Here is a 21,142-nt window from a genome sequence, read left to right as displayed (position 1 = left end):
CATGAATCAACTCAAAAGCATCATAAAGACTCAAGAAAATAAACGCAGAATAAATTTCTTTTTCAAGCTCGTGCTTCTGGTAATTTTGGTCATAAGCTTTGAGTCGAATAGCTGGTTCAGTCCTTTCTTCGAAACTCATATAATCGCTTCAAACCTAATAAGAGCCGCCATAGTTCTGGTAAGTGGCAACCTGGTAATCTCTCTTGCGAGAATTATTACTTTGCAGTTTTACCTGAAGAAAACCGAGGATATGCGGGTTCAGCCCAACTTTGTAATCGGTATAGACAGACTTTCCACCTTGCTCAACATCATTGTGTTTTTGATCACCTTGATGTTAGCGTTTGGAGTTCGCCCGCTGGAATTCCTCACGAGCATCACTATCGTAGCGGCGGCAATCGCCTTACTAACAAAGGACTATATCACCAATATCGTCAACGGATTGATCATGATGTTTTCGGATCAGTTGGAGATTGGAGATAAGATTTTGATTGGGAAAAGTGTGGGTTTTATACGCGATATCACCCTGATCAATTTGGTGCTCAAAAGTGAAACAGGCGAGATTATCATCGTCCCAAATACGCTGGCGTTGACTTCGGAAGTGGTAAACTACTCTAAGAATAATTCCCATCAGATCATCTTGGATTCCGAGATCCCATTTTATTCTGTGATCCAGCTAAATGACTTGGAAAAGACGCTGAATGAGTCACTGGCCAAATTCTCCGATTATGTATATGTGGAAGGATCACAATTGAATGTAATCGACAGAAAACCCGAAAGCATCATCATCCGCTATCAATTCCCAATCAAATCAGGAGAAAAAGTCATAGAAAAGAACGTCAAAAAAACCGTCAATCAAGCCTTAATCAACTGGTCTAATGAAACCCGAAAAGCTTAATTATTTTGATCTCGTCTATCAGGTAGTTCGCTTGATTCCAAGCGGAAGAGTTACCAATTATGGAGCGATCGCGCATTATTTAGGGATAAAAAGCGGCGCGAGAATGGTGGGTTATGCTATGAATGCTGCTCATACTATGGCGGATGTACCAGCACATCGGGTAGTGAACAGTCAGGGGTTATTGACAGGAAAAGGCCATTTTTCCACCTCAACAGAAATGCAAGAATTGCTTGAGAAAGAAGGGGTAAAGGTAGTAAAAGACAAAGTCCAGAATTTCGAGAAAGTCTTCTGGAATCCCGAGGTGGAGTTGGTGCTATAAAAATATAGACAATAGTAATTTAAGACAAGACAATTACCATGTGTTCCGATGGAACGCTCGATTCTATCGATCCGTAGGAACGTTTGGTAATGGACTAATAAGAATTTAAATTAGTTAACACTTTTTATTTTTCGTTATGCCAAACACCTACACACAAATCCATATTCATTTAATTTTTGCGGTAAAATTCAGGCAAGCACAAATTCATTCAAGTTGGAAGGAGCGTCTCCACCAATATTTGACTGGAATAATTCAGGCAAACAAGCACAAAGTTCTGCAAGTTGAAAGTATGCCTGACCATATTCATATTTTGATTGGATTAAGGCCAGACCAATCCTTATCCTCATTAATTCAAAACACAAAAACGGAAAGCTCAAAATGGGTCAATGCGAATAAATTAAGCGCCTCCAAATTCCAGTGGCAAGATGGTTTTGGAGCTTTTTCCCATTCTAAAAGTCAAATACCTCAAGTAATTAGATATATCCAAAATCAGGAAGAGCATCACAAAAAGAAATCATTCATTGAGGAATACAAGTTTATTCTTGATGTTTTTGGTCTTGAATGGGATGAAAAATATATATTTCACGATTTGATCTAAATTTGATTCACCAAGCGTTCCGATGGAACGCTTCTCCTGGAAACCTATCATGTTTCTACCGACCAGTTGTCCCGATGGGACAAATGCTAAATCAGATTTGTATCGATACAATGAGGTTATTAACTTTTTTCGATATGATCAATGATTCATTCCGTGGAATGTATGGTCGGTAGAAATGTCAATCGGAAGTAATTCTCATCGTTCCGTAGAAACGTGTGGCTGGTAGGATATTACACAGGGTTTTTATTCTGTCTTTCCGTAAGAACGTTTGGTGAAAAATCACTTCCTCCTCAACAAATACAGCCCAACAAACATGATCAACCCATTCAAGATCAGCGCTTCGAATCCGAATTTGTAACCCCAGAATAATTCCTCTGAATTGGATGCTATCGCAAATGTCAGTAAAGGTGCAAATACTGCTAGGTAAGGAACCCACTTATCCTTCACTTTCCACTTCGTGAAAAGACCAAAGGAATAAAGTCCCAGCAATGGGCCATAGGTATATCCTGCTATCACAAAGACAGAATTAATTACACTTTGGTTATTGATCCAGTGGAAGGCCATAATCACCAAAAACATCACGAAGGTGAATACGATGTGGACTTTCTTACGCACCGATACGCGCTTTTCCGCAGGATACCTTTTATCAATCTCAAGAAAATCAATACAAAATGAAGTGGTCAGCGCTGTAAGTGTGGAATCCGCGCTAGAATAAGCTGCGGCAGTGATTCCCAGTACAAATACGATTCCCGCAAATGGAGAGAAATATTGCGTAGCCAATAATGGAAAAAGCTCATCTGTTTTAGTTGGAATCTGTACTCCCTGAGTTTCAGCATATAGAAAAAGGAGAACGCCCAAAGCCAAGAAAAGCAGGTTTACAAAAACCAAAATCGTCGTAAACCAGAACATGTTCTTCTGAGCATCACCAATGTTTTTACAGGTCAGATTCTTTTGCATCATATCCTGATCTAAGCCTGTCATCACAATGGTGATAAATGCGCCCGAGATAAATTGCTTGAAGAAATTCGTGCCTGCTTTCCAATCCCAATTGAAAATCTGAGAACGTGGATCATTAGAAACAGCTTTGACATAATCGCTCACACCGTCGAAGTTCAATTCATTGCCAACCATAATCACACAAACAACCACAGCGGCCAGCATAAAGAACGTCTGAAGCGTATCCGTCCAAACTACTGTTTTGATACCGCCACGATGGGTATAAAGCCAAATTAACCCAACAGTTATCAGCACCGAAACCCAAAAAGGAATACCTAAGGAATCAAAAAGTATCAATTGAAGTACTGTTGCTACCAAAAAAACCCGAATGGAAGACCCTAAAGTTCTTGAAAGAATAAAGAAAAAAGCTCCCGTCTTGTAGGACCAAAAGCCAAATCTATCGTCTAAGTAAGAATAAATCGAGACAAGGTTTAATCGGTAATAAAGAGGCAGCAGAACTTTGGCAATAGTGAAATAGCCAAGTGTGTACCCCAAAACAACTTGAAAGTAAAAGAAGTTAGAATTACCAACCTCCCCAGGAACAGAGATAAAGGTGACTCCTGAAAGTGAGGCCCCTATCATCCCAAAAGCCACCAAAAACCATGGCGATTGGCGGTCTCCAGTGAAGAAGGTATCCGCGGAAACGTTGCGGGAAGTGAGCCAGGAAATGAGAAAAAGGAGTAAAAAATAACAACAGATTACCAGGAGGACTACTTGGGAATTCATAAATCGTATTGAAGTGGGTTCGCTAAGTTGTTCAATATTCTTAATTTTGCAAAATGAATCATTCAAACGACCCATTTCCATATATCGAAGAATCCGAAGTTTTGGTGGAGGATATGATTGATATTGAATCCAACGACCTGATTGTCTATAATGACGAATTCAACACATTCGATCATGTAATCAAGATTCTGATAAAAGTCTGCAAGCACACTAATGAACAAGCGGAACAATGCGCTATCACCATTCACTACAGGGGAAAGTGTGCGGTAAAAAAAGGCAGTATCACTGAGCTAAAACCTATGTGTGAAGCTATATTAAATGCCGGAATCCAAGCTACAATCGAATAACTCAAACCCGCCTAAGTGAATTTCCCTTCCAAACTGATAGAAGATGCTGTCACCGAAATCTCCCGACTTCCAGGAATCGGTAAGAAAACAGCTCTTCGACTAGCGCTGCATCTTCTCAAGCAACACGAGGCAAACACTGAAGCTCTGGCTTTGGCAATCACTCGTATGCGAACTGAGATACAGTATTGCAAAATCTGTCATAATATCTCAGATGCTGAAGAGTGCAGTATCTGCATCAGTCATCGCCGTGATGGATCCATTATTTGTGTGGTCGAAGACATTCGGGATGTTTTGGCAATAGAAAATACCAATCAGTTTCAGGGTAAATATCATGTACTAGGTGGAGTGATTTCTCCTATTCAAGGCATCGGACCAGAGGAGCTGAAGATCGAGACTTTGCTATCCAGAGTAGACGCTGCTGGGCAAGATGACCCGATTAAGGAAGTTATTTTAGCACTCAGCGCCACAATGGAAGGTGATACTACTTCATTTTATCTGGCAAAAAAGCTGAAGGAAAAAGGCGTCATGGTAAGTTCTATCGCCCGGGGAATACCTGTGGGAGGTGAATTAGAATTCACTGATGAAGTCACACTTGGCCGAAGCATCATGACTCGAATTAATTACTCTACGGAGTAAAATTTCCTTTGCACAGCAAAAACCTAGGTCTATATTTGCAAACCAAAAGGGGGATTAGCTCAGTTGGCTAGAGCACTACGCTGGCAGTGTAGGGGTCAACGGTTCGAATCCGTTATTCTCCACTTTGAAAGCTTCACAGTAAAATGTGGAGCTTTTTTGTTTTTTTACATATAAATAGAAGGTCATCGGCTCTCCCGATCACTATCTGGGCCGTTATTCTCCACTTTGAAAGCTTCACAGTAAAATGTGGAGCTTTTTTTTTATACAGTTTCCTTTCTCCCTAGATTCCTACACAATATTTTGAAGCACTTCCTTCCTCAAATCCGTATAGTTCATACTTTTAAACCATCTCTAATTCGAACCGCTATGCGCAACCTATTGATACTATTCCTGACTGCCTCTTTATTCTTCTCTTGCAATAATGGTAATGATTGTGAGGGCTTTGACCTAGACAAGGAATTTGAAATAGCGAATAATGAAACACTTCAAAATTGTCCTAAAAACATATCCGTTACCCTTTTGGATATTCAGGATTCTCGATGTCCAGCTGGAGTAAATTGCATCTGGGCGGGGATGATCGTTATTGAAGGACAACTCAAAATTGATGGAAAGAATACTGACTTTCAGCTAAGCACCAATGAAAATGCAAGTGGTTTTCCTCAGGAGTTTTCTACTTCAGAATACACAGTAAACCTGATAGATGCTTTTCCTTACCCAGACCTAAACAACCCTCAAAAACCCGAAGAAAAACGCGCCATTTTTGTCATCTCAAAAAGATCTACCTAAGATTGTTTAAATTCGCATGACCTAATTCCTAACTGGAAATCAACATGCGAAACCGAATACTTATCCTACTTTTTTCCCTGGCAACAATCAGTTCCTGCTCGTGCAACCCTGAAAACATTGCAAAATTTGCTTTCAAAGGAATGGAGGCGATGATGGGAGAGGGATTTATGCCTTCTGAGGAAATCCGAATGCTTGGTAAGTTCCAAGGAATGAATGTGAATCTCAGCAAATCAACTTCGAATGACACGACCACTTCTACAATTTATCTGAAATTAGAAAATGGCGATCCGCTCATTTTAGGAAATCAACCCGAGGTTTTGGCTAGAAAATGTGCTGAACTTTACCTCAGAGATTTTGAAAATGCAGGAGATTATCAACAAATTACCGTGCAGTTTATTCAAACAGATCCAACTAATCCTGAGAATGTGGCCATGCAGGAATATATGTTTGAAACGAAAGATTTTTAACTAACCCTATTGTATATGGAATTTCCAAATGAATACAAAAAACCTCCTACCTCTTTGGGAGAATGGATAATCGCAGTTCTGATAAAAAGGCTTCCTTTAATCGGTCTCATCATGCTCATTGTATGGGCAACGGATAAAACCACCGATCCAGAAAAAGCGACTTGGGCCAAAGCTGAGTTAATTGTCAAACTCATTATTTTTGCCGCAATAATACTATTTATAGCTGTCATTGGTTTTGGGGTGTTCGCCAATTTTGCAGATGATGTGGTCTGGTCTGAATTCAATCAATGAAATCGAGTATGACGCTAGTCTTCAAACGAAAGGATTATCAACCCTATGAGATTCCATATGGCTATTGAAAGAAAATTAAAACCATATGAAAATAAAAGCCTTTTGCTCTGACATTGACGGCACACTCCTCAATTCGGTGCGTGATCTTTCTCCTCGCCTCAAAGCCGTAGTAGCTGAGTTACCGTCGGATTTTCCCGTGATTCTAGCAAGTTCACGCATGCCTGATGCTATGCGCCATTTGCTTCATGATATGAATCGCGTTTCCCAACCCTTGATAAGTTACAATGGCGGATATGTCCTAAGTGCAGAAGGAGAAGTGCTTGAAGACGTGAGTATTCCTGTTGATTTGGTAGCCAAAATCATTCGACTAACTCATAAAACAGACATCCATGTGAGCTTATTTCAGGGAGAAAATTGGTATGAGGAAAAAGACGACTATTGGTCTCAGCGGGAAGTTAGAAACACGAAAGTTGCTTGTACCTGGCTTCCGGGACAAGATGTGGTAGAGCTTTGGTCAAAAGGCAATTCTGGCGCACACAAGGTCATGTGCATGGGAACAAGCGAAGAAATCTCTTGGCTTTTCGGAGAATTGCATTTTGAGCATTCATTGGATTTGCACCTTTATCGATCCAGCGATACGTATCTTGAAATTGCTCCAAAAGCTATTTCAAAAGCTACGGGACTAAAGAAGATCCTAGAACATGCATTCGACTTCGGCATGGAGTCAGTGATTGCCTTTGGCGACAATTATAATGACATCGATCTGTTGCAGTCTGTAGGCTGGGGAGTCGCGGTTGAAAACGCCCGAATGGAAGTGAAGGCTGTTGCGAATGAGATTACTCACCACAATAAGGAAGATGGTGTCGCTGCTACACTGGAGAAAATGAAAGATTTGAAATTCGAGATTAATTCTCAGGTCTAGACTCTTATATCTCTAATCTTACATCTAGATACTAGCTTATAATATTCCCGATCCGCCTTCCACATCTTCTATCGCTTTAGCAAGAAACTCCTGCAACGGTCTCATTTTCTGAAAACCATCCAAAGCAATGTTGATGAAATTTCCTGATTCAATATCGCTATCTGAGATTTTCGAAGAAACAGTAAAACTCTTCAATCTTAAGTATCCAATAAATTCATGATCAGCCTCGTAATCGCGGGGACTGGTTTTGAGTTTTTCTCCTTCGATTTGACCAAAGAGTGATTTGAATTCAGGCTTGCTTTCAATTTTCGCTAGTTCTGATCCCGAGTAATCTATTTCCCTCCTGATTTTTTTCAAGGTCTCAGCCATCGGCATCCAGATTCCTCCCGCCAAAAATGAATTACCAGGTTGAACTTGAAGGTAGTATCCAGGCCCTTCCGACTTCTTTCCTTTTGGTGAAAAATAAGCTCCAAAGTTTGACTTATAAGGAGCTTTATTAGTCGAAAAGCGGATATCGCGATTTTGTCTAAACACACAATCCTTGGGTTTAAACACCAAAAGCTCGGGTTCCCATTCGCCGATTCCTTTCAGCAAAACCGCCACATCTTCCAAAAACTCAGCCTTTGTGTCCTGATACCATTTCTTATTGGCATCCATCCACTCTTTAGAATTATGTTCGCCAAGGGCAGCTAGAAAAGGCAAGAATGGACGCATGATATGTATTTTTCGTAAGCAATAAAACTCGTAAACCGTCAGAGGTCTGACTCGGAAGTAAACTTAATTGAATCAAAATTGATTTCAACAATGAAAGAAATCTTCTTAAATTATATCCAATATTCCAGAAGTCATGACAACGAAAGTAACATTAGACATCAACGAAGAACTTGCCGAAAAAGCAAAAAAGTATGCTGAGCGGCAAGGTCAGAGTCTATCTGATCTTGTAGAAACACTTTTGGCTGATGTAACTGAAACCAAGAAAAGAGGCTTAGAGAAAATAACTCCCAAAAACCCTGAACTAGTGAAGCGGATTTTAGAAGGAACTGAGCCTATTCCAAAGAATTTGGAAGTGTTTTTTTCACACAAGGAAAAAACTAATGCAGAATTAGAGTATTCAGAATTATCAAAAGATAAAAAAACTCTTACCGAGGAATTAATAAAAAAATATGGCTCTTAACATATTAGTTGATTCCGATGTCTTCTTGGACACTTTACTGACAAGAGTTCCTTTTTCAGAAAATCAAGTAAAATCTTTCTTTTGGGTGTAACTGGTGAAGTTTCAATTTTTCTTTCGAGCCTCATGATTTCAAATTCATTTTACATTGCTAGAAAAGAAATCGGAAAAGATAAAACGATACAGTCAATACTCCAGATTTTGGAATATTGCCACATTCTTTCAGTGGGAGATCTTGAAATCAGAAATGCGTTTCAGAACGGATTTAAAGATTTTGAAGATGCTATACAATTTGAAACTGCTATACAAAACCCGCCCGTTGAGGCTATTATTACAAGAAATATTAAAGACTACAAATTATCCACTCTTCCCGTCCATACACCAGATTCCTTCCTTGCCCTCTTCAAATAAAATCAACCAACCCTTCCAGCTTCATTCCGCGGCTACCTTTTATCAAGATGAGATAATCCTCCAGATTGCTGTCCTGCAGCCAATTTCTAAATGAAAAAGTGTCTGGGAAAAACAATGCCTTAGGGTAAGTGGCTAAGGCAGACGCGATCAGCTGACCAGTAAAGCAAACTTTTTCGATCTCATATTCGCTGATAATTTCTCCCAGCCTAGCATGTTCCGTCACTGCATGCTCACCCAATTCGAACATATCACCCAGGATCAGCATTTTGTGCTTCTTGCCAGTCATCTGCCCAAAAGTCCTAATCGCTACTTCCATGCTAGAAGGATTAGCATTGTAAGCATCAAGGATGATCAAATTGCTGCGCTTTTCAAGTAGTTGTGATCGCATATTGGAAGGCTGATAATTCACAATAGCTTCCACAGCCTTTTCTACCTCCACTCCAAAAAACTTCCCGATAGTGAGCGCAGTGGCTATATTCCCGAAATTATAAGCTCCTATCAAGTGTGTTAGAAACACCTCTTCTTCCCCTCCCAATGAAAATTTAACAAAAGGATTGGCCTCTTGAAAAATCACCTCACAAAAATCACCATGAGAAGGATAAAGCACCGGATTCTCAAATCGCTTTACAAAATTGGATAAAATCGGATCTTGAGAGTTGATAAACACAGTCCTTCCATTTTCTCTTAAAAATTGGAACAACTCTGTCTTGGTTTTCAGTACTCCCTCTGGCCCGCCCATTCCTTCCAGATGCGCTTTACCGATATTGGTTATCATCCCATGCGTCGGTTCAGCGATCTGGCAAAGCTCGGCTATATCACCTTGTTTATTCGCCCCCATTTCTACTAGTGCGATTTCATCCTCTTCGGTAATAGTTAGTAATGTCAAAGGCACTCCAATGTGATTATTGAGATTCCCATCCGTTGCAGCCGTTTTGAATTTCTTGCTCAAAACAGCCTTCATCAACTCCTTGGTGGTTGTTTTACCATTCGATCCCGTCAATCCTATGATCGGAATAGTTAATTGCTTGCGATGATGATTGGCCAAATCCTGAAGCATTTTCAAGGAGTCCTCAGCAAAAAAATAACGCTCATCATCCTCCACAAAGTAGGCTATGTCATCGATTACAACAGCCGAAGCCCCCATTTCCAAAGCTGTTGGAGCAAAAGAATTAGCATCGAAATTTGGACCTTTCAACGCAAAAAACAGGTTGCCTTTTGCGATCTTTCGGGTATCAGTACTGACTCCAGTACTATTTTTGAAGAGGGTATATAAAATGGAGAGATTCATCGTTTTTGAAGGAATTAATTCCCAAAATAAAGCAATCATTCACATCTTTGAACTGAGACTACCGTATTAATTTGTCTTACCTATTACCATTCCATGCGCAAATTCTGGATTATCATTTTTCTCATCAGCAGCTTACAGCTGAATGCACAAGAAATTTATCGAATTGATCAACAGCCGGAAGTTCAGGTTAATGATGTTTTGCTTGCCTCTCCTTTTGCCGGAGGAATCAATTCAGCACAAATAGAAACAATTGATTTGACGGGAGATGGGATCGAAGAATGGATTATTTGGGACATCAATTCCCGACAACTACTTGTTTTTAAAAAGGGTGGAGAAACCTTCACTCACCTGCCAGAATTAAGCTATGCATTCCCGACTGACATCAGAGGATTTCTTGTGCTGGCAGATTTTGATGGAGATGGGAAAAAGGATCTTTTCACTTCCACCGCCCTTGGAATCAAAGCCTATAAAAATACATCGACGGGAACCCAGATTTCTTGGACAATTGCTCAAAACTTTCTCAAACTGGATGGCTCAGGAAATATCCAAACCAATAACTTGGACACTCCTCTAATCCAAGACCTAGATGGAGATGGGGATCTGGATTTAGTCATCTTCAATTTTGCCGGAGGCGATTACATGGAGTTCTACAGAAACACCAGCGTGGAACGAAAAGGAACAGCGGATATCGATGGATTTGCATTTGGAGAAAACCATTGGGGCAACTTTGAGTTTTGCGGATGTGGAGATTTTTCCTTCGGAAAGACTTGCTCAGGTTCTCCATTGGCAAAATTAGATTTGGAAGATGAAAATAAAAGAATCGAGCATGCAGGAGGACATTCTATTTTATTTCAGGATTTTAATGGAGATGGAATAGATGATCTGGTTTTGGGTCGGGATGAGTGCAGTGTTCTTTATTTTCTGCCCAATTCAGGAAGTTCGATAGATCCAATTTTTACAAGCTTCACCAATAGCCTTCCCGACTATGGCGATTTCCCCGAATTCCCCATTTTTCATAGTGGACAACTGATTGACGAAGACCTAATCATTAGTCTAAATACCAGCGAAATTGCTTTCAATTACAAAATGGATTTCGCCAGTTCCATTGTGAAAATCGATAATCAGGGAAATGCTGATTATGATTTCCTACAAGATCAAATGATTGATTTAGGGGAAAATGCGAGGCCTGTTTTCTTTGGAAATAAAAGTCAGGGAGAACTTCTAGTCACTGCAAATACGCTGATGGAAAATGGGCAAGTAGAGTCCATGCTTTCCAAGTTTAAAATGATCGACGGGAAACTCATAGAACAAGTTGGTGAATATGTAAATCTGTCTGCTCTCGATCTGTTGGATGCACAGTACATCAATTTTCGCGACAAAGCTGGACAAACGAATTTGCTGGCCTCAGGTATCAGGTATCAAAACAATATTCCCTCACAGGCAATTTATGATCTATCTAAAGCCGAAAACACTCCTGTTTCCGTAGCTGGATACGCTCCTCAGCGTGGAGATTATCTCCAGTTTTTCAATTATGAGAACGTAGATCTGATGCTTGTGGCTTCGCAAAATGGAAGCTTGGATTTATATGAGATAGATTTCTCCACGTATACCGCAATCCTCAAAGAGACTGATTTTTTGGGCTTTAGCGATAACCCCGCAAATCGAAACCTAAGCGTCGCCGTAATCGAAAAGCCTAATCCTGACCTTTACACGGTCGATCAAAATGGAGTACTTAATAAAATTGAAAATTTCATGCAATCCTCGACTCGCTCTGATGTATTTGTGCAAATAGGCAATCAAACCCTTCCAACCCGATTGGGTAGAAACGCATGGATTGCTACGATCAAACCAGCTTTTGAAGGGCCAACAGATTTGGTTCTAGGAACACGAGGAGGCGGCCTGATTTACTTGAGCTCGACCGAAAACCCAAATCCTGGTACTGACGAGTATAAAATCAAAATCTATCCCAACCCAAACGACGGTCCTATTAAAGTCATTACTAGTAAAGCTTCAATAGGCACATTAGTCAATTCTCTCGGACAAGAATTGCTGAGTAACATTCAGATTCCAGCTAACCTAGAAGTCGAAATCCAAGCGAGTTTTCTTACTCCTGGATTATACATCCTTATACTCGAATCTGAAGGGAAATTCAGAGAAACCCGTAAAATCTGGATGCGCTAATTACAGGACTGGCTTTTTGGATTGTTTGAAATAGGGTAGTTTTGGCTGTAATACTAATCCATGAAATCGAGTATGACCTTGCCATCGCACGCTGGGGAGAATTATCAATTATGCGAGATTCCACTCGCCTGCCGGCAGACAGGTGTGACCATAAAAAATAGGTATAAACACATGAAAAACATCTACTTACTCGCAATACTGGGTATTTTCCTCATTTCTTGCTCTTCAGACAAGGCTGAACCCGCTGATCTGATTTTTACCAATGGCATCATTTACACCGTCAATGATGCGCAACCCACTGCCGAAGCAGTCGCCGTCAAAGACGGAATGATCCTAGCGGTGGGATCCGCCGAAGAGATCGAAAAACACAAAGCTGAAAATACTGAAGTAATCGATTTGCATGGAGAAACCATGACTCCTGGTATCATCGAATCCCACGCTCACCTGATGGGAATCGGCTACAACAAGCTTGAACTGGATCTTATGTATGTGAAGACCTACGATGAACTGGTCGAAAAAGTAGCTGAAGCAGTGGCCAAAGCAAAACCAGGCGAATGGATCACCGGTCGCGGCTGGCATCAGGATAAATGGATCGAGAAGCCTGAAAAAATGGTGAAAGGCTTCCAAACCAACGATCAGCTAAATGAAGTTTCTGCCGACAATCCTGTGTTTTTACGGCATGCTTCTGGCCATGCCGCTTTTGCCAATGGAAAAGCACTTGAACTCGCTGGCATCAGCAATCTAAAAGGTGAAAGACCAGGCGAGGTAGAAGGAGGAGAAATTATTTTGGATGAACTGGGAAATCCAACAGGAATTCTTGCCGAAAGAGCTGCTGGACTTGTCGCCAGATTGATTCCAGCCGAGACTCCAGAGAGAGCTGAGCAGGCGTTGACTTTAGCGCTTCAAGAATTGAATGAAAAGGGAATCACAAGTTTCCATGATGCTGGAAGTGGACAAAATGTGATTGACCTAATCCAGAAATTTAAAAATGAAGGAAAGCTTACCGTCCGCCAATATGTGATGCTGACTGGAACTCAGCCTGCACTTTTGGAAAAATGGTATGAAAGAGGCCCTATGATCGACACAGCAGATCATATGCTGACCGTTCGATCGATTAAGTTGAACTGTGACGGAGCTTTAGGTTCTCGGGGAGCATGGCTTTTGGAAGATTACGCAGATCGACCAGGTCATCGTGGCCACGAAACATTGCCGATGTCTGTGGTAACTGAAGTCTCTGAGAAAGCAATTCCAGCTGGATTACAAGTTTGCTCACATGCTATCGGCGACCGAGCAAATCAGGAAATTCTTGATCGCTATGAAGGAGCTTTTGCAAACTATCCAGATTTCAAAAACCTGAGATTCCGTATCGAGCATGCACAGCATATTCATCCAGACGACATTCCTAGATTCGGTGAACTTGGGGTAATCGCTGCTATGCAGGCAATTCACCTGAGTTCGGATCGTCCTTGGGCTATCGATAGACTGGGCGAAAAAAGAATTATAGACGGAGCTTATGTTTGGCAGAAACTCATGCAAAGCGGAGCTGTAGTCACCAACGGAACGGATGCACCAGTTGAGCCAGTTGATCCTATTCCTTCATTCTATGCGTCTGTTACTCGCAAAACCTTACAAGGATTGCCCGACGGAGGATATGAAGGAGATCAGAAAATGACGCGTAAAGAAGCACTGAAATCTTACACCTTAGATGGAGCTTTTGCAGAGTTTGAGGAGGATTTTAAGGGTTCAATTGAAGTAGGAAAAGCTGCTGATTTCACGGTTTTCGATAAGAATATCATGGAAGTTCCGGAGGATGAAATCTTGCAAGCCAAAGTCGCAATGACTGTAGTCGGAGGTAAAGTGGTGTATAAGAAGGAGTAATCAGTTTTCAGTCGCAGTAATTCAGTCAGAGATCATACGATATAACTAGACATTAATTTTAAAAAAAGTCTCAGATCAGAAGATTTGGGACTTTTTTTTGCTTTTTATAGTCTCCTTATGATTCCAGCTAAAAAATCACAAACCCATCAACATGTGTGGCTCCGATGGAGCTTTAGAATAAAAATCTATCACGTATATCTCTAATCGGGTAGGAAGCGGCTTACGCCGCTGTCCCCCCACACCACCCGGCATACGGCTATCGTACCAAGGCGGTTTTTATTGATTAGAACGTCTTCATGCGAAGTAATAGAGAGTGTAGCCCATGTTGGGCGAACCATTGATTACCCATAGCCTTTGCTACTGCAACCTTAGAAGACATTTTCCACCAGCCCTGGGAGTACATAACAACGTACCAGCTGGTGGTTTCAGGGACACCAAAACTTCGTAGGAATTTAAATATGGTGTATTTCCTTCCACATTGTTTAAGGCGATAACAGCGCAGCTTTCTGCGCATCCACCCCTCCATGTTGCGGAAGGTATCCAACCATCTATTGGCGAGTTTAAAGTAATTTACCCAGCCGATAATTACCCGATTTAACTCACGGATTAGCTGCATAAACGGCACTCCCCGATTCCGTTTAGTGATTTCCCTGATCTTGTCTTTTAGGCGAGTTACCGAGACATCCGATACACAGATGTATCCTCCCGGTAGCAAGGTGTATCCTAAAAACTTCACCTCCGAACAATGACGTACGCCGCTCTTCTTGCGGTTTACTTTCAGTTTAAGCTTGTCTCTATGAAGTTGATTAAGGAAGCCATTACACGTTCGCCTGCCTTTTTGCTGTTGACATAAATGTTGCAGTCATCGGCATAGCGGCAGAAGGCGTGACCCCGTTTTTCTAACTCTTTATCCAGTTCGTCTAAGACGATATTGGACAACAGCGGGGATAATGGCCCACCTTGTGGAGTTCCTGAGGTACGTTGCCTCACCAGTCCGTCAGCCATCAGCCCGGCTTTTAGATAGGAGTTGATCAGACGCAAAAGGCGTTTGTCTCCTATTCCTTTACCCAATCGCTGCATAAGGCGGTCGTGGTTGATCTTATCGAAAAACTTCTCCAAGTCTATATCCACTACCCACTCTCTGCCTGACTGGATGTGCCGTGCTGCTTGCTCTATGGCTTGGTGGGCACTCCTCCCGGGCCGAAAACCAAAACTGCTTTCACTGAATCCCGGATCGTAGTAAATCATTAACTCCTGGCTGATCGCCTGTTGGATCATACGGTCTTTTACCGTAGGTATTACCAGCATGCGTGTGCCACCGTCGGGTTTACGGATGTCTTTTTGACGAACAGGTTCAACTTCGGGCTTTTTGATTCATGGGACAATAACCCCTCTGGACAGGCCTTGTATCAGGTTTCTGTTCGTCACGTCAAATTTTCGCCTTCAGATTCCTTCAGATTCCATCTCGCAATGGACACCCTTGCTTTCGACTACAGGATTCCGATCATTACGGCTCCTTCGGGACTCTCACCCTTTGGCAATGAAGCATGCCCGGCACACCACCAAAGGTTTCGCTCCTTTGGAGCTCAATAATAATAGAATAACACATTAAAAGGATAAGGCCAAGACGGCCGATATCTTGGGTGTGCTGGGCATTTGCCATACCCAAAAGGTAAGAGTCCTGAAGGAGCTCAATAAAAGAATATCATAGTAAAAGGAAAAGGCTTAGCGGGCAGATATCTTGGTAGCCCAACCTATAATCAGACGCTGCGAAAGCGCAAGCGGGGCGACTATTTTAAAACTTGGAAATCCTAACTTAATGAAAGTCATAATTCAATATTCTTGACAAACAGGCAATCTAAACTTATCCAACTCAATATTTTTCCCTATTTTCAAATTTGAAAAAAACTCCCTATGAAAAGACTCTTTACCTTTTTCTGGCTTTTTTGCCTGATAGCCAATTTGGCGATTGCCCAAGATGAAGCGCCCAAGCCGATCACTTGGAAGGACATCCCGACCTGGAAATACATGAACAATAGCACTTTTAAAATCTCGCCTGACGGCAAATGGATCGCCTACGGAATGATCGCTCTGGAAGCTGATGGAGAAGTTATTCTTCACTATGTAAGTGATCCCGACTCCACTCAGAATTTCAAAATCGGTTTCACTACTTTCCCTTCCATTGAATTTAGCGAGGACAGCAAATGGATTGCGTTTAAAGAATATCCAACTTTTAAGGAAAAGGAAGCAAATGAAAAGTCAAAGGGAAAACCGCTGCACGACAAAGTCACTCTGATCAAGCTTGGCTCCGACGATAAAGAAGATAAGAAAACCTTTGAAAACGTGAGTAATTTCTCTTTCAACGGAGAGGCTTCTACCCACCTTGCTATCAACCTAACCAAAGATGGTGGTGGAGATGCCAAAGGTTCTGACCTTTTGATCTATCATCTCAACGCTAAAAAAGCTCAGAACCTTGGAAATGTTGCAGAGTTCTCATTTAACAAGAGTGGGAATTACCTAGCCTATACTATAGATGCCGCCAATGAATCAGGTAATGGCATTTACTTGTTGAACATGACTAACAACAGCACAAGTGTTCTTGACTCTGACAAAGCTTCCTATAAGTCTATCAACTGGACAGAAAAAGGGGATGCTTTTGCAGCGTTGAAAATGGTCAAAGACAAAAAGTATAAGCAAGACCAAGGCAAATTAGTTGGGGTAAAAAACATGACAAGCCCCCAAGTGGCCGTATATGATCCAGCGAAGGATTCCACAGGGTTTTCCAAAGAGTACACGATCAGCCCTAATCGCCGTCCAATGTGGTCAGAGGATCTCACAAGACTTTTTTATGGAATCCACCCGTTGGTTTTAGCCAAAAAAGAAGAAGAGAAGAAAGAGCTGGACAAAGATTCGGTAGCTCTTGCCGAGTCTGAAGCAATGAAAAGAATCATGTCAGATACTTCTGTGAATTCTATTGCTGATCTGAAGAAAGCACTTTCGAAATTGGATTCTGGAAAAGTAAGTCCAAAAGACAACGATGCAGACAAACCTGATATGACTATCTGGCACTGGAATGACAGTCGCCTTCAATCCCGCCAGCAAGTGCTGGAAAATCAGGATAAAAATTACAATTTCTACTCCATGTATACTGTAGCTACTGGCAAGCATATTCAGCTGCAGGATAGCACCATGCGTGATCTCAACATTCTTGAAAAAGAGAAATATGCTGTAGGCTCCGATAATCAGACTTACGAACTAGATGGTAATCTTGATGGGCAGAACTACCAGGATTTCTACATCGTAGATCTAATGACCGGTGAGAAAAAGATCCTTTTCACCAACTTTTATCTTCCAGGATACTCTTCCTACCCTCGTGGCTCAACCGATGGAACGAAGTTAATCTATGCATCTGATGGCAATTTTTATAGCCACGATATCGTATCGGGAGAGGAAATCAATCTGACTGCTAGTTTACCAGTTTCTTTCGTGGATAAAGAGGACGACCACAATGTGAAAAAGCCAATGCATGGCGCACTAGGCTGGAGTAGCGACAGTCAATATGTACTTCTAAATGATGGCTGGGATATCTGGCAAGTACCAGTGACTGGAAAAGCCAAAGCAGTGAATTTGACACAAAATGGAAGAGAAGAAAAAATCAGATATCAATACCGTTTTTCTCTTGATCCAGATGAAAAAGGCATCAATCTCAGCAAGCCAATGTACATCAGAACCTATGGTGAGTGGACTAAGAAAAGTGGTATTGCTGTGATTAACACTTCGAAAAAGGGTATAGAGCCAGGTGCAAAACCATTGATTTGGGAAGATGCAAGTATTGGTTCTATGAAAAAAGCTGAAAACGCTGATATTTACTTCTTTAGCAAGCAGACATTCAATGAACCCGATCAAATTTACACAGCTGACGCATCGCTTTCTTCACCAACAAAAGTGACAGAGAATGCTCCTGATGCAGAAAAATACGCTTGGTCTGCAGGTACACGCCTAGTGGATTATGTGTCTGACAAAGGTGATACCCTTCAAGGAGCGCTATTCCTTCCCGCCAATTATGTAGAGGGCGAAAAATATCCTACAGTAGTTTATTACTACGAAAAGCTATCCCAAACACGTCACAACTGGACAAATCCAGGCTACAGCGGAACAGGCTGGAATCCGAATGTGTATACAAGCAATGGCTTTGCTGTGTTTATTCCAGACATCGTCTACACCATGAATGACCCTGGAATGTCAGCGGTTTGGTGTGTAATTCCTGGAGTAAAGGCAGCCATTGAAACAGGAGTTATTGATGAAGAAAACATCGGTATTCATGGACACTCATGGGGAGGCTATCAGACTGCTTTCTTGATCACCCACACGGACATGTTCAAAGCCGCAGCGGCTGGAGCTCCACTGACAAATATGATCTCTATGTACGATTTGATCTACTGGAATTCTGGTGGAGGAAATATGTCGATCTTTGAAGCTTCTCAGGGAAGATTCACAGGAGCTCCTTGGGAAAACTGGGATGCTTACGAGCGAAATAGCCCTGTCTATCACGTGAAAAACGTTAATACGCCACTACTGATGCTTCACAATGACAAAGATGGCGCAGTAGATTTCACGCAAGGAATTGAGTATTACTCTGCTCTAAGAAGATTGAAAAAACCTGTGATCCTGGTTCAGTACAAAGGAGAAAATCACGGCCTTGGCAAACTCGAAAACCGAAAGGATTACTCGGTAAGAATGATGGAGTTTTTCGATCATCATCTGAAAGGAGCTGATGCTCCTGTATGGATGTCTAAGGGAATAGATAAAATTGACTTGGATGAACATCTGGAGAAAAGAGCCTTTTAATATCAGGGGAGCTGTAAAAGGCTCCCCTTTTTTGAAAGTTTATTTAACCGCTGAGAAAGCCGGGGATGCAGTTGTCCTGCTTCTCCAGTAGCTGGAGTAGATTATCATACAAGAGAAAAACAATCCTGTTGAAAGGGCTGGATAGAAAAGTAAAAAAACAACCTTCTTTCAGAATTACAAAAAAAGAATATCCAATCAATGCTTCCTCTTATCATCAATTGATTGCGGATTAATCGCAGGTTCGCTTTCTTTAGAATACGATTCGCGAAAGCGATCCAATACAACCCATGCAAGAAACCACGGAAGAAAAGTACGTTAAATCAGAATATGATTTTGTGAAGCTAAACTCCATCTGCTATCAGGAAACAGATCCCAATTATCACGAACATTTGGAAACTTACACCTACGATGAGACCTTCGATTCTGTCTGGAATGGCTACATCAATATTTCGCCAGAAAAAGCTTGGGGAGGAAGAATGATCCATTTCCACAGGCTGTATTGCAGACAAAGCCGAGAAGAAATATTCCCTGGCCAAGTATATACCCGAGGCATGACGGAAAACCAGGTGCTAATATTAAATCTGCATGTTTTTAATGGGGCTGTGAAACTCCAAGTAGGACATGAGGTAATGGAAATCAACAAGGATAAAAAGCTTATACGAATCTGCTATTTGGAGAACTCTAAATCTGAAGGCTCACAATTCATCAACTTCAAAACTCTTCCAAATGGAAAAACTGAAGTTTCTCACAAAACCTTCTACAGAAGTGGTTCATGGTTCAGAGATAAAATCATCTACCCCTACTTTCACACGAAGGCCATCAACGAGTTTCATGGTAACGTGCGCAATTGGATAGTTTCGAAAGTGTAAGTACTTAATCTTTTCCATCCCTAGAAAAGGAGTCTGGTTATCAGGCTCAATTTTTTTGTCTTTGGCTTTCTGTTTGTAACTTTTAGAGAAACTAAGTGATCTCACCAAACTTTTTTTGAGCATGATAGAAGACAGAGTTGAAACTTTTGATGCAATCATAATTGGATCTGGGCAAGCTGGAAACCCGCTTGCTTTGGCTCTAGCCAAGGAAAAATGGAAGGTTGCACTAGTAGAAAAAGCTGCCTTGGGCGGCACCTGCGTGAATACGGGTTGCACTCCTACCAAAGCTTACGTCGCCAGTGCACGAGCTGCATGGGCTATTTCAAATGCTCATAATCTGGGAATCGAAGTTCCCAAATCGCCCAAAGTCAATCTAAAAGCTATCAAAAAGAGAAAAGACAAACTTGTCAATGATTCCAGACTCGGTATACGAAAATCTTTGGTTGATTCTCCCCAAGTCTCGATGATCAGAGGAACTGCAACGTTTGTGGATAAAACCAGAATAAAAGTGGGTTCTCGAATCCTAAAATCTTACAAAATATTCCTGAACGTAGGCGCTAGACCAAGAATCCCGGAAGGATTTGAAGAGGCAGGATATCTTACGAATTCATCAATTCTTCAGCTTGATAAAGTTCCTGATCAGCTAATTATAGTAGGCGGAAGCTATATTGGGCTGGAATTCGCTCAGATTTTCCACCGATTGGGATCAAAAGTTACCATTCTTGAAATGGGAGATTATTTGGTTTCTAAAGAAGACAATCACACATCCGACCTAGTCCGGGAAATCGTAGAAAACGATGGCATACAAGTAACCTGCGGAGCGAAAAATCTAAAAGGCAAGAACAAAAAATCAGGAGGCATCACAGTTTCCTTCGAAAAAGAAGGAAAGGACAAAAAAATCAGTGGTTCCCATTTATTGCTTGCCACAGGAAGAATACCTAATTCCGATTTGCTTAAACCAGAAAATGCAGGATTAATACTTACCGACAAAGGGTACTTTGAAGTAAACACTACATTGGAAACCAATGTCGAAGGAATTTATGCGCTGGGTGATTGCAATGGAAAAGGTGCTTTCACCCATACTTCCTATAATGACTTTGAGATTATGCAGAATCAACTTTTTGGTGACAAAAAGAGAACACTCAAAGATCGTCTTACCAACTATGCTTTGTACATCGACCCTCCTCTTGGAAGGGCTGGGATGACGCTAAAGCAAGCAAAAGAATCAGGCAAAAAATTACTCTTTGCCCGTATGCCCATGAGCGATATTTCCCGGGCAAAAGAAAAGGGAGAAACTCAAGGAAAAATGGAAGTCATCGTAGATGCGGAAACCGAACAAATCCTCGGAGCGGCTGTCTTGGGTACAGGAGGTGATGAAATTATCGGTACTTTTCTGACGGCTATGTATGGTAAAATGAGCTACAAAACCCTAATGAACTCCGTACAAACTCATCCCACGGTCACTGAACTAATCCCTACATTACTTCAGCAACTCCAGCCGGTAGAAAAATAA

20 protein-coding genes, 1 tRNA gene and 1 pseudogene are annotated in these 21,142 nt (G+C 41.4%); 17 read left to right on the top strand and 5 right to left on the bottom strand.

Going from position 1 to position 21,142, the window contains the following annotated elements:
- The first annotated feature begins 1 nt into the window (after nucleotide 1).
- The 3 genes from BVH04_RS15625 (at nucleotide 2) to tnpA (ending at nucleotide 1,812) form a co-directional block, all read left to right on the top strand.
- Nucleotides 2-895, top strand: coding sequence for a mechanosensitive ion channel family protein (locus tag BVH04_RS15625; protein WP_086542405.1), 894 nt, complete (start codon nucleotides 2-4; stop codon nucleotides 893-895).
- A complete protein-coding gene (locus BVH04_RS15620) occupies nucleotides 876-1,214 on the top strand; it encodes an MGMT family protein (protein WP_086542404.1) in 339 nt (112 codons plus the stop codon). The genes BVH04_RS15625 and BVH04_RS15620 overlap by 20 nt, the downstream gene beginning before the upstream one ends.
- A gap of 136 nt (nucleotides 1,215-1,350) precedes the next feature.
- Complete coding sequence (gene tnpA / locus BVH04_RS15615; protein ID WP_086542403.1) at nucleotides 1,351-1,812, top strand: IS200/IS605 family transposase; 462 nt, start codon at nucleotides 1,351-1,353, stop codon at nucleotides 1,810-1,812.
- A 279-nt stretch (nucleotides 1,813-2,091) separates the two neighbouring features.
- Here tnpA and BVH04_RS15610 read toward each other — a convergent pair whose 3' ends face one another.
- On the bottom strand, nucleotides 2,092-3,534 hold the full coding sequence (locus tag BVH04_RS15610) for a sodium:solute symporter (protein WP_086542402.1): 1,443 nt from the start codon (nucleotides 3,532-3,534) through the stop codon (nucleotides 2,092-2,094).
- Between the two features lie 53 nt (nucleotides 3,535-3,587).
- On the opposite strand from BVH04_RS15610, the gene BVH04_RS15605 reads away from it, so the two are divergent.
- From BVH04_RS15605 to BVH04_RS15575, 7 genes are all read left to right on the top strand, one after another.
- Nucleotides 3,588-3,881, top strand: coding sequence for an ATP-dependent Clp protease adaptor ClpS (locus BVH04_RS15605; RefSeq protein ID WP_086542401.1), 294 nt, complete (start codon nucleotides 3,588-3,590; stop codon nucleotides 3,879-3,881).
- 15 nt (nucleotides 3,882-3,896) lie between these two features.
- Nucleotides 3,897-4,517, top strand: coding sequence for a recombination mediator RecR (recR, locus tag BVH04_RS15600; protein WP_086542400.1), 621 nt, complete (start codon nucleotides 3,897-3,899; stop codon nucleotides 4,515-4,517).
- Nucleotides 4,518-4,565: 48 nt separating this feature from the next.
- Nucleotides 4,566-4,639, top strand: a tRNA-Ala gene (locus BVH04_RS15595).
- Nucleotides 4,640-4,883: 244 nt separating this feature from the next.
- Nucleotides 4,884-5,303, top strand: a complete 420-nt coding sequence (locus BVH04_RS15590) for a hypothetical protein (RefSeq protein ID WP_086542399.1) — start codon at nucleotides 4,884-4,886, stop codon at nucleotides 5,301-5,303.
- Between the two features lie 44 nt (nucleotides 5,304-5,347).
- Entirely contained in the window at nucleotides 5,348-5,770 is a 423-nt protein-coding gene (locus BVH04_RS15585) for a hypothetical protein (protein ID WP_086542398.1), read from the top strand.
- A 15-nt stretch (nucleotides 5,771-5,785) separates the two neighbouring features.
- Complete coding sequence (locus BVH04_RS15580; protein ID WP_086542397.1) at nucleotides 5,786-6,061, top strand: hypothetical protein; 276 nt, start codon at nucleotides 5,786-5,788, stop codon at nucleotides 6,059-6,061.
- 85 nt (nucleotides 6,062-6,146) lie between these two features.
- Complete coding sequence (locus BVH04_RS15575) at nucleotides 6,147-6,983, top strand: Cof-type HAD-IIB family hydrolase (RefSeq protein WP_086542396.1); 837 nt, start codon at nucleotides 6,147-6,149, stop codon at nucleotides 6,981-6,983.
- A gap of 36 nt (nucleotides 6,984-7,019) precedes the next feature.
- On the opposite strand, the gene BVH04_RS15570 is transcribed toward BVH04_RS15575, so the two are convergent.
- Entirely contained in the window at nucleotides 7,020-7,697 is a 678-nt protein-coding gene (locus BVH04_RS15570; RefSeq protein ID WP_086542395.1) for a DUF2461 domain-containing protein, read from the bottom strand.
- Between the two features lie 133 nt (nucleotides 7,698-7,830).
- Here BVH04_RS15570 and BVH04_RS15565 point away from each other — a divergent pair, with 133 nt between their 5' ends.
- The gene (locus tag BVH04_RS15565) at nucleotides 7,831-8,157 is read left to right on the top strand and encodes a DUF6364 family protein (RefSeq protein WP_086542394.1); all 327 of its coding nucleotides are present in this window, start codon (nucleotides 7,831-7,833) and stop codon (nucleotides 8,155-8,157) included.
- 45 nt (nucleotides 8,158-8,202) lie between these two features.
- Nucleotides 8,203-8,565 (top strand): annotated as a pseudogene (locus BVH04_RS26155) (PIN domain-containing protein); the annotation flags it as partial.
- On the opposite strand, the gene BVH04_RS15555 reads toward BVH04_RS26155, so the two are convergent.
- On the bottom strand, nucleotides 8,558-9,853 hold the full coding sequence (locus BVH04_RS15555; protein WP_086542392.1) for a UDP-N-acetylmuramoyl-tripeptide--D-alanyl-D-alanine ligase: 1,296 nt from the start codon (nucleotides 9,851-9,853) through the stop codon (nucleotides 8,558-8,560). The pseudogene BVH04_RS26155 and the gene BVH04_RS15555 overlap by 8 nt on opposite strands.
- Before the next feature lie 93 nt (nucleotides 9,854-9,946).
- On the opposite strand from BVH04_RS15555, the gene BVH04_RS15550 reads away from it, so the two are divergent.
- Nucleotides 9,947-12,034, top strand: a complete 2,088-nt coding sequence (locus BVH04_RS15550; protein ID WP_086542391.1) for an FG-GAP-like repeat-containing protein — start codon at nucleotides 9,947-9,949, stop codon at nucleotides 12,032-12,034.
- 171 nt (nucleotides 12,035-12,205) lie between these two features.
- The gene (locus tag BVH04_RS15545) at nucleotides 12,206-13,912 is read left to right on the top strand and encodes an amidohydrolase (RefSeq protein WP_086542447.1); all 1,707 of its coding nucleotides are present in this window, start codon (nucleotides 12,206-12,208) and stop codon (nucleotides 13,910-13,912) included.
- Nucleotides 13,913-14,195: 283 nt separating this feature from the next.
- Here BVH04_RS15545 and BVH04_RS26665 read toward each other — a convergent pair whose 3' ends face one another.
- Together BVH04_RS26665 and BVH04_RS15535 are read right to left on the bottom strand one after the other, a co-directional pair.
- Entirely contained in the window at nucleotides 14,196-14,648 is a 453-nt protein-coding gene (locus tag BVH04_RS26665) for a group II intron maturase-specific domain-containing protein (protein WP_169714447.1), read from the bottom strand.
- Between the two features lie 41 nt (nucleotides 14,649-14,689).
- The gene (locus BVH04_RS15535; protein WP_262481370.1) at nucleotides 14,690-15,247 is read right to left on the bottom strand and encodes a reverse transcriptase domain-containing protein; all 558 of its coding nucleotides are present in this window, start codon (nucleotides 15,245-15,247) and stop codon (nucleotides 14,690-14,692) included.
- Between the two features lie 579 nt (nucleotides 15,248-15,826).
- On the opposite strand from BVH04_RS15535, the gene BVH04_RS15530 reads away from it, so the two are divergent.
- From BVH04_RS15530 to BVH04_RS15520, 3 genes are all read left to right on the top strand, one after another.
- Nucleotides 15,827-18,760 carry a S9 family peptidase gene (locus BVH04_RS15530; protein WP_086542388.1) on the top strand — a complete coding sequence of 978 codons (2,934 nt, stop codon included), beginning with the start codon at nucleotides 15,827-15,829 and terminating at the stop codon, nucleotides 18,758-18,760.
- 287 nt (nucleotides 18,761-19,047) lie between these two features.
- Nucleotides 19,048-19,629, top strand: coding sequence for a hypothetical protein (locus tag BVH04_RS15525; RefSeq protein WP_086542387.1), 582 nt, complete (start codon nucleotides 19,048-19,050; stop codon nucleotides 19,627-19,629).
- A gap of 121 nt (nucleotides 19,630-19,750) precedes the next feature.
- The gene (locus BVH04_RS15520; RefSeq protein WP_086542386.1) at nucleotides 19,751-21,142 is read left to right on the top strand and encodes a mercuric reductase; all 1,392 of its coding nucleotides are present in this window, start codon (nucleotides 19,751-19,753) and stop codon (nucleotides 21,140-21,142) included.

The sequence above is a fragment of the Algoriphagus antarcticus genome (assembly GCF_002150685.1).
Lineage (GTDB): Bacteria > Bacteroidota > Bacteroidia > Cytophagales > Cyclobacteriaceae > Algoriphagus > Algoriphagus antarcticus.
This window is presented reverse-complemented; position numbering and strand designations above follow the sequence as displayed.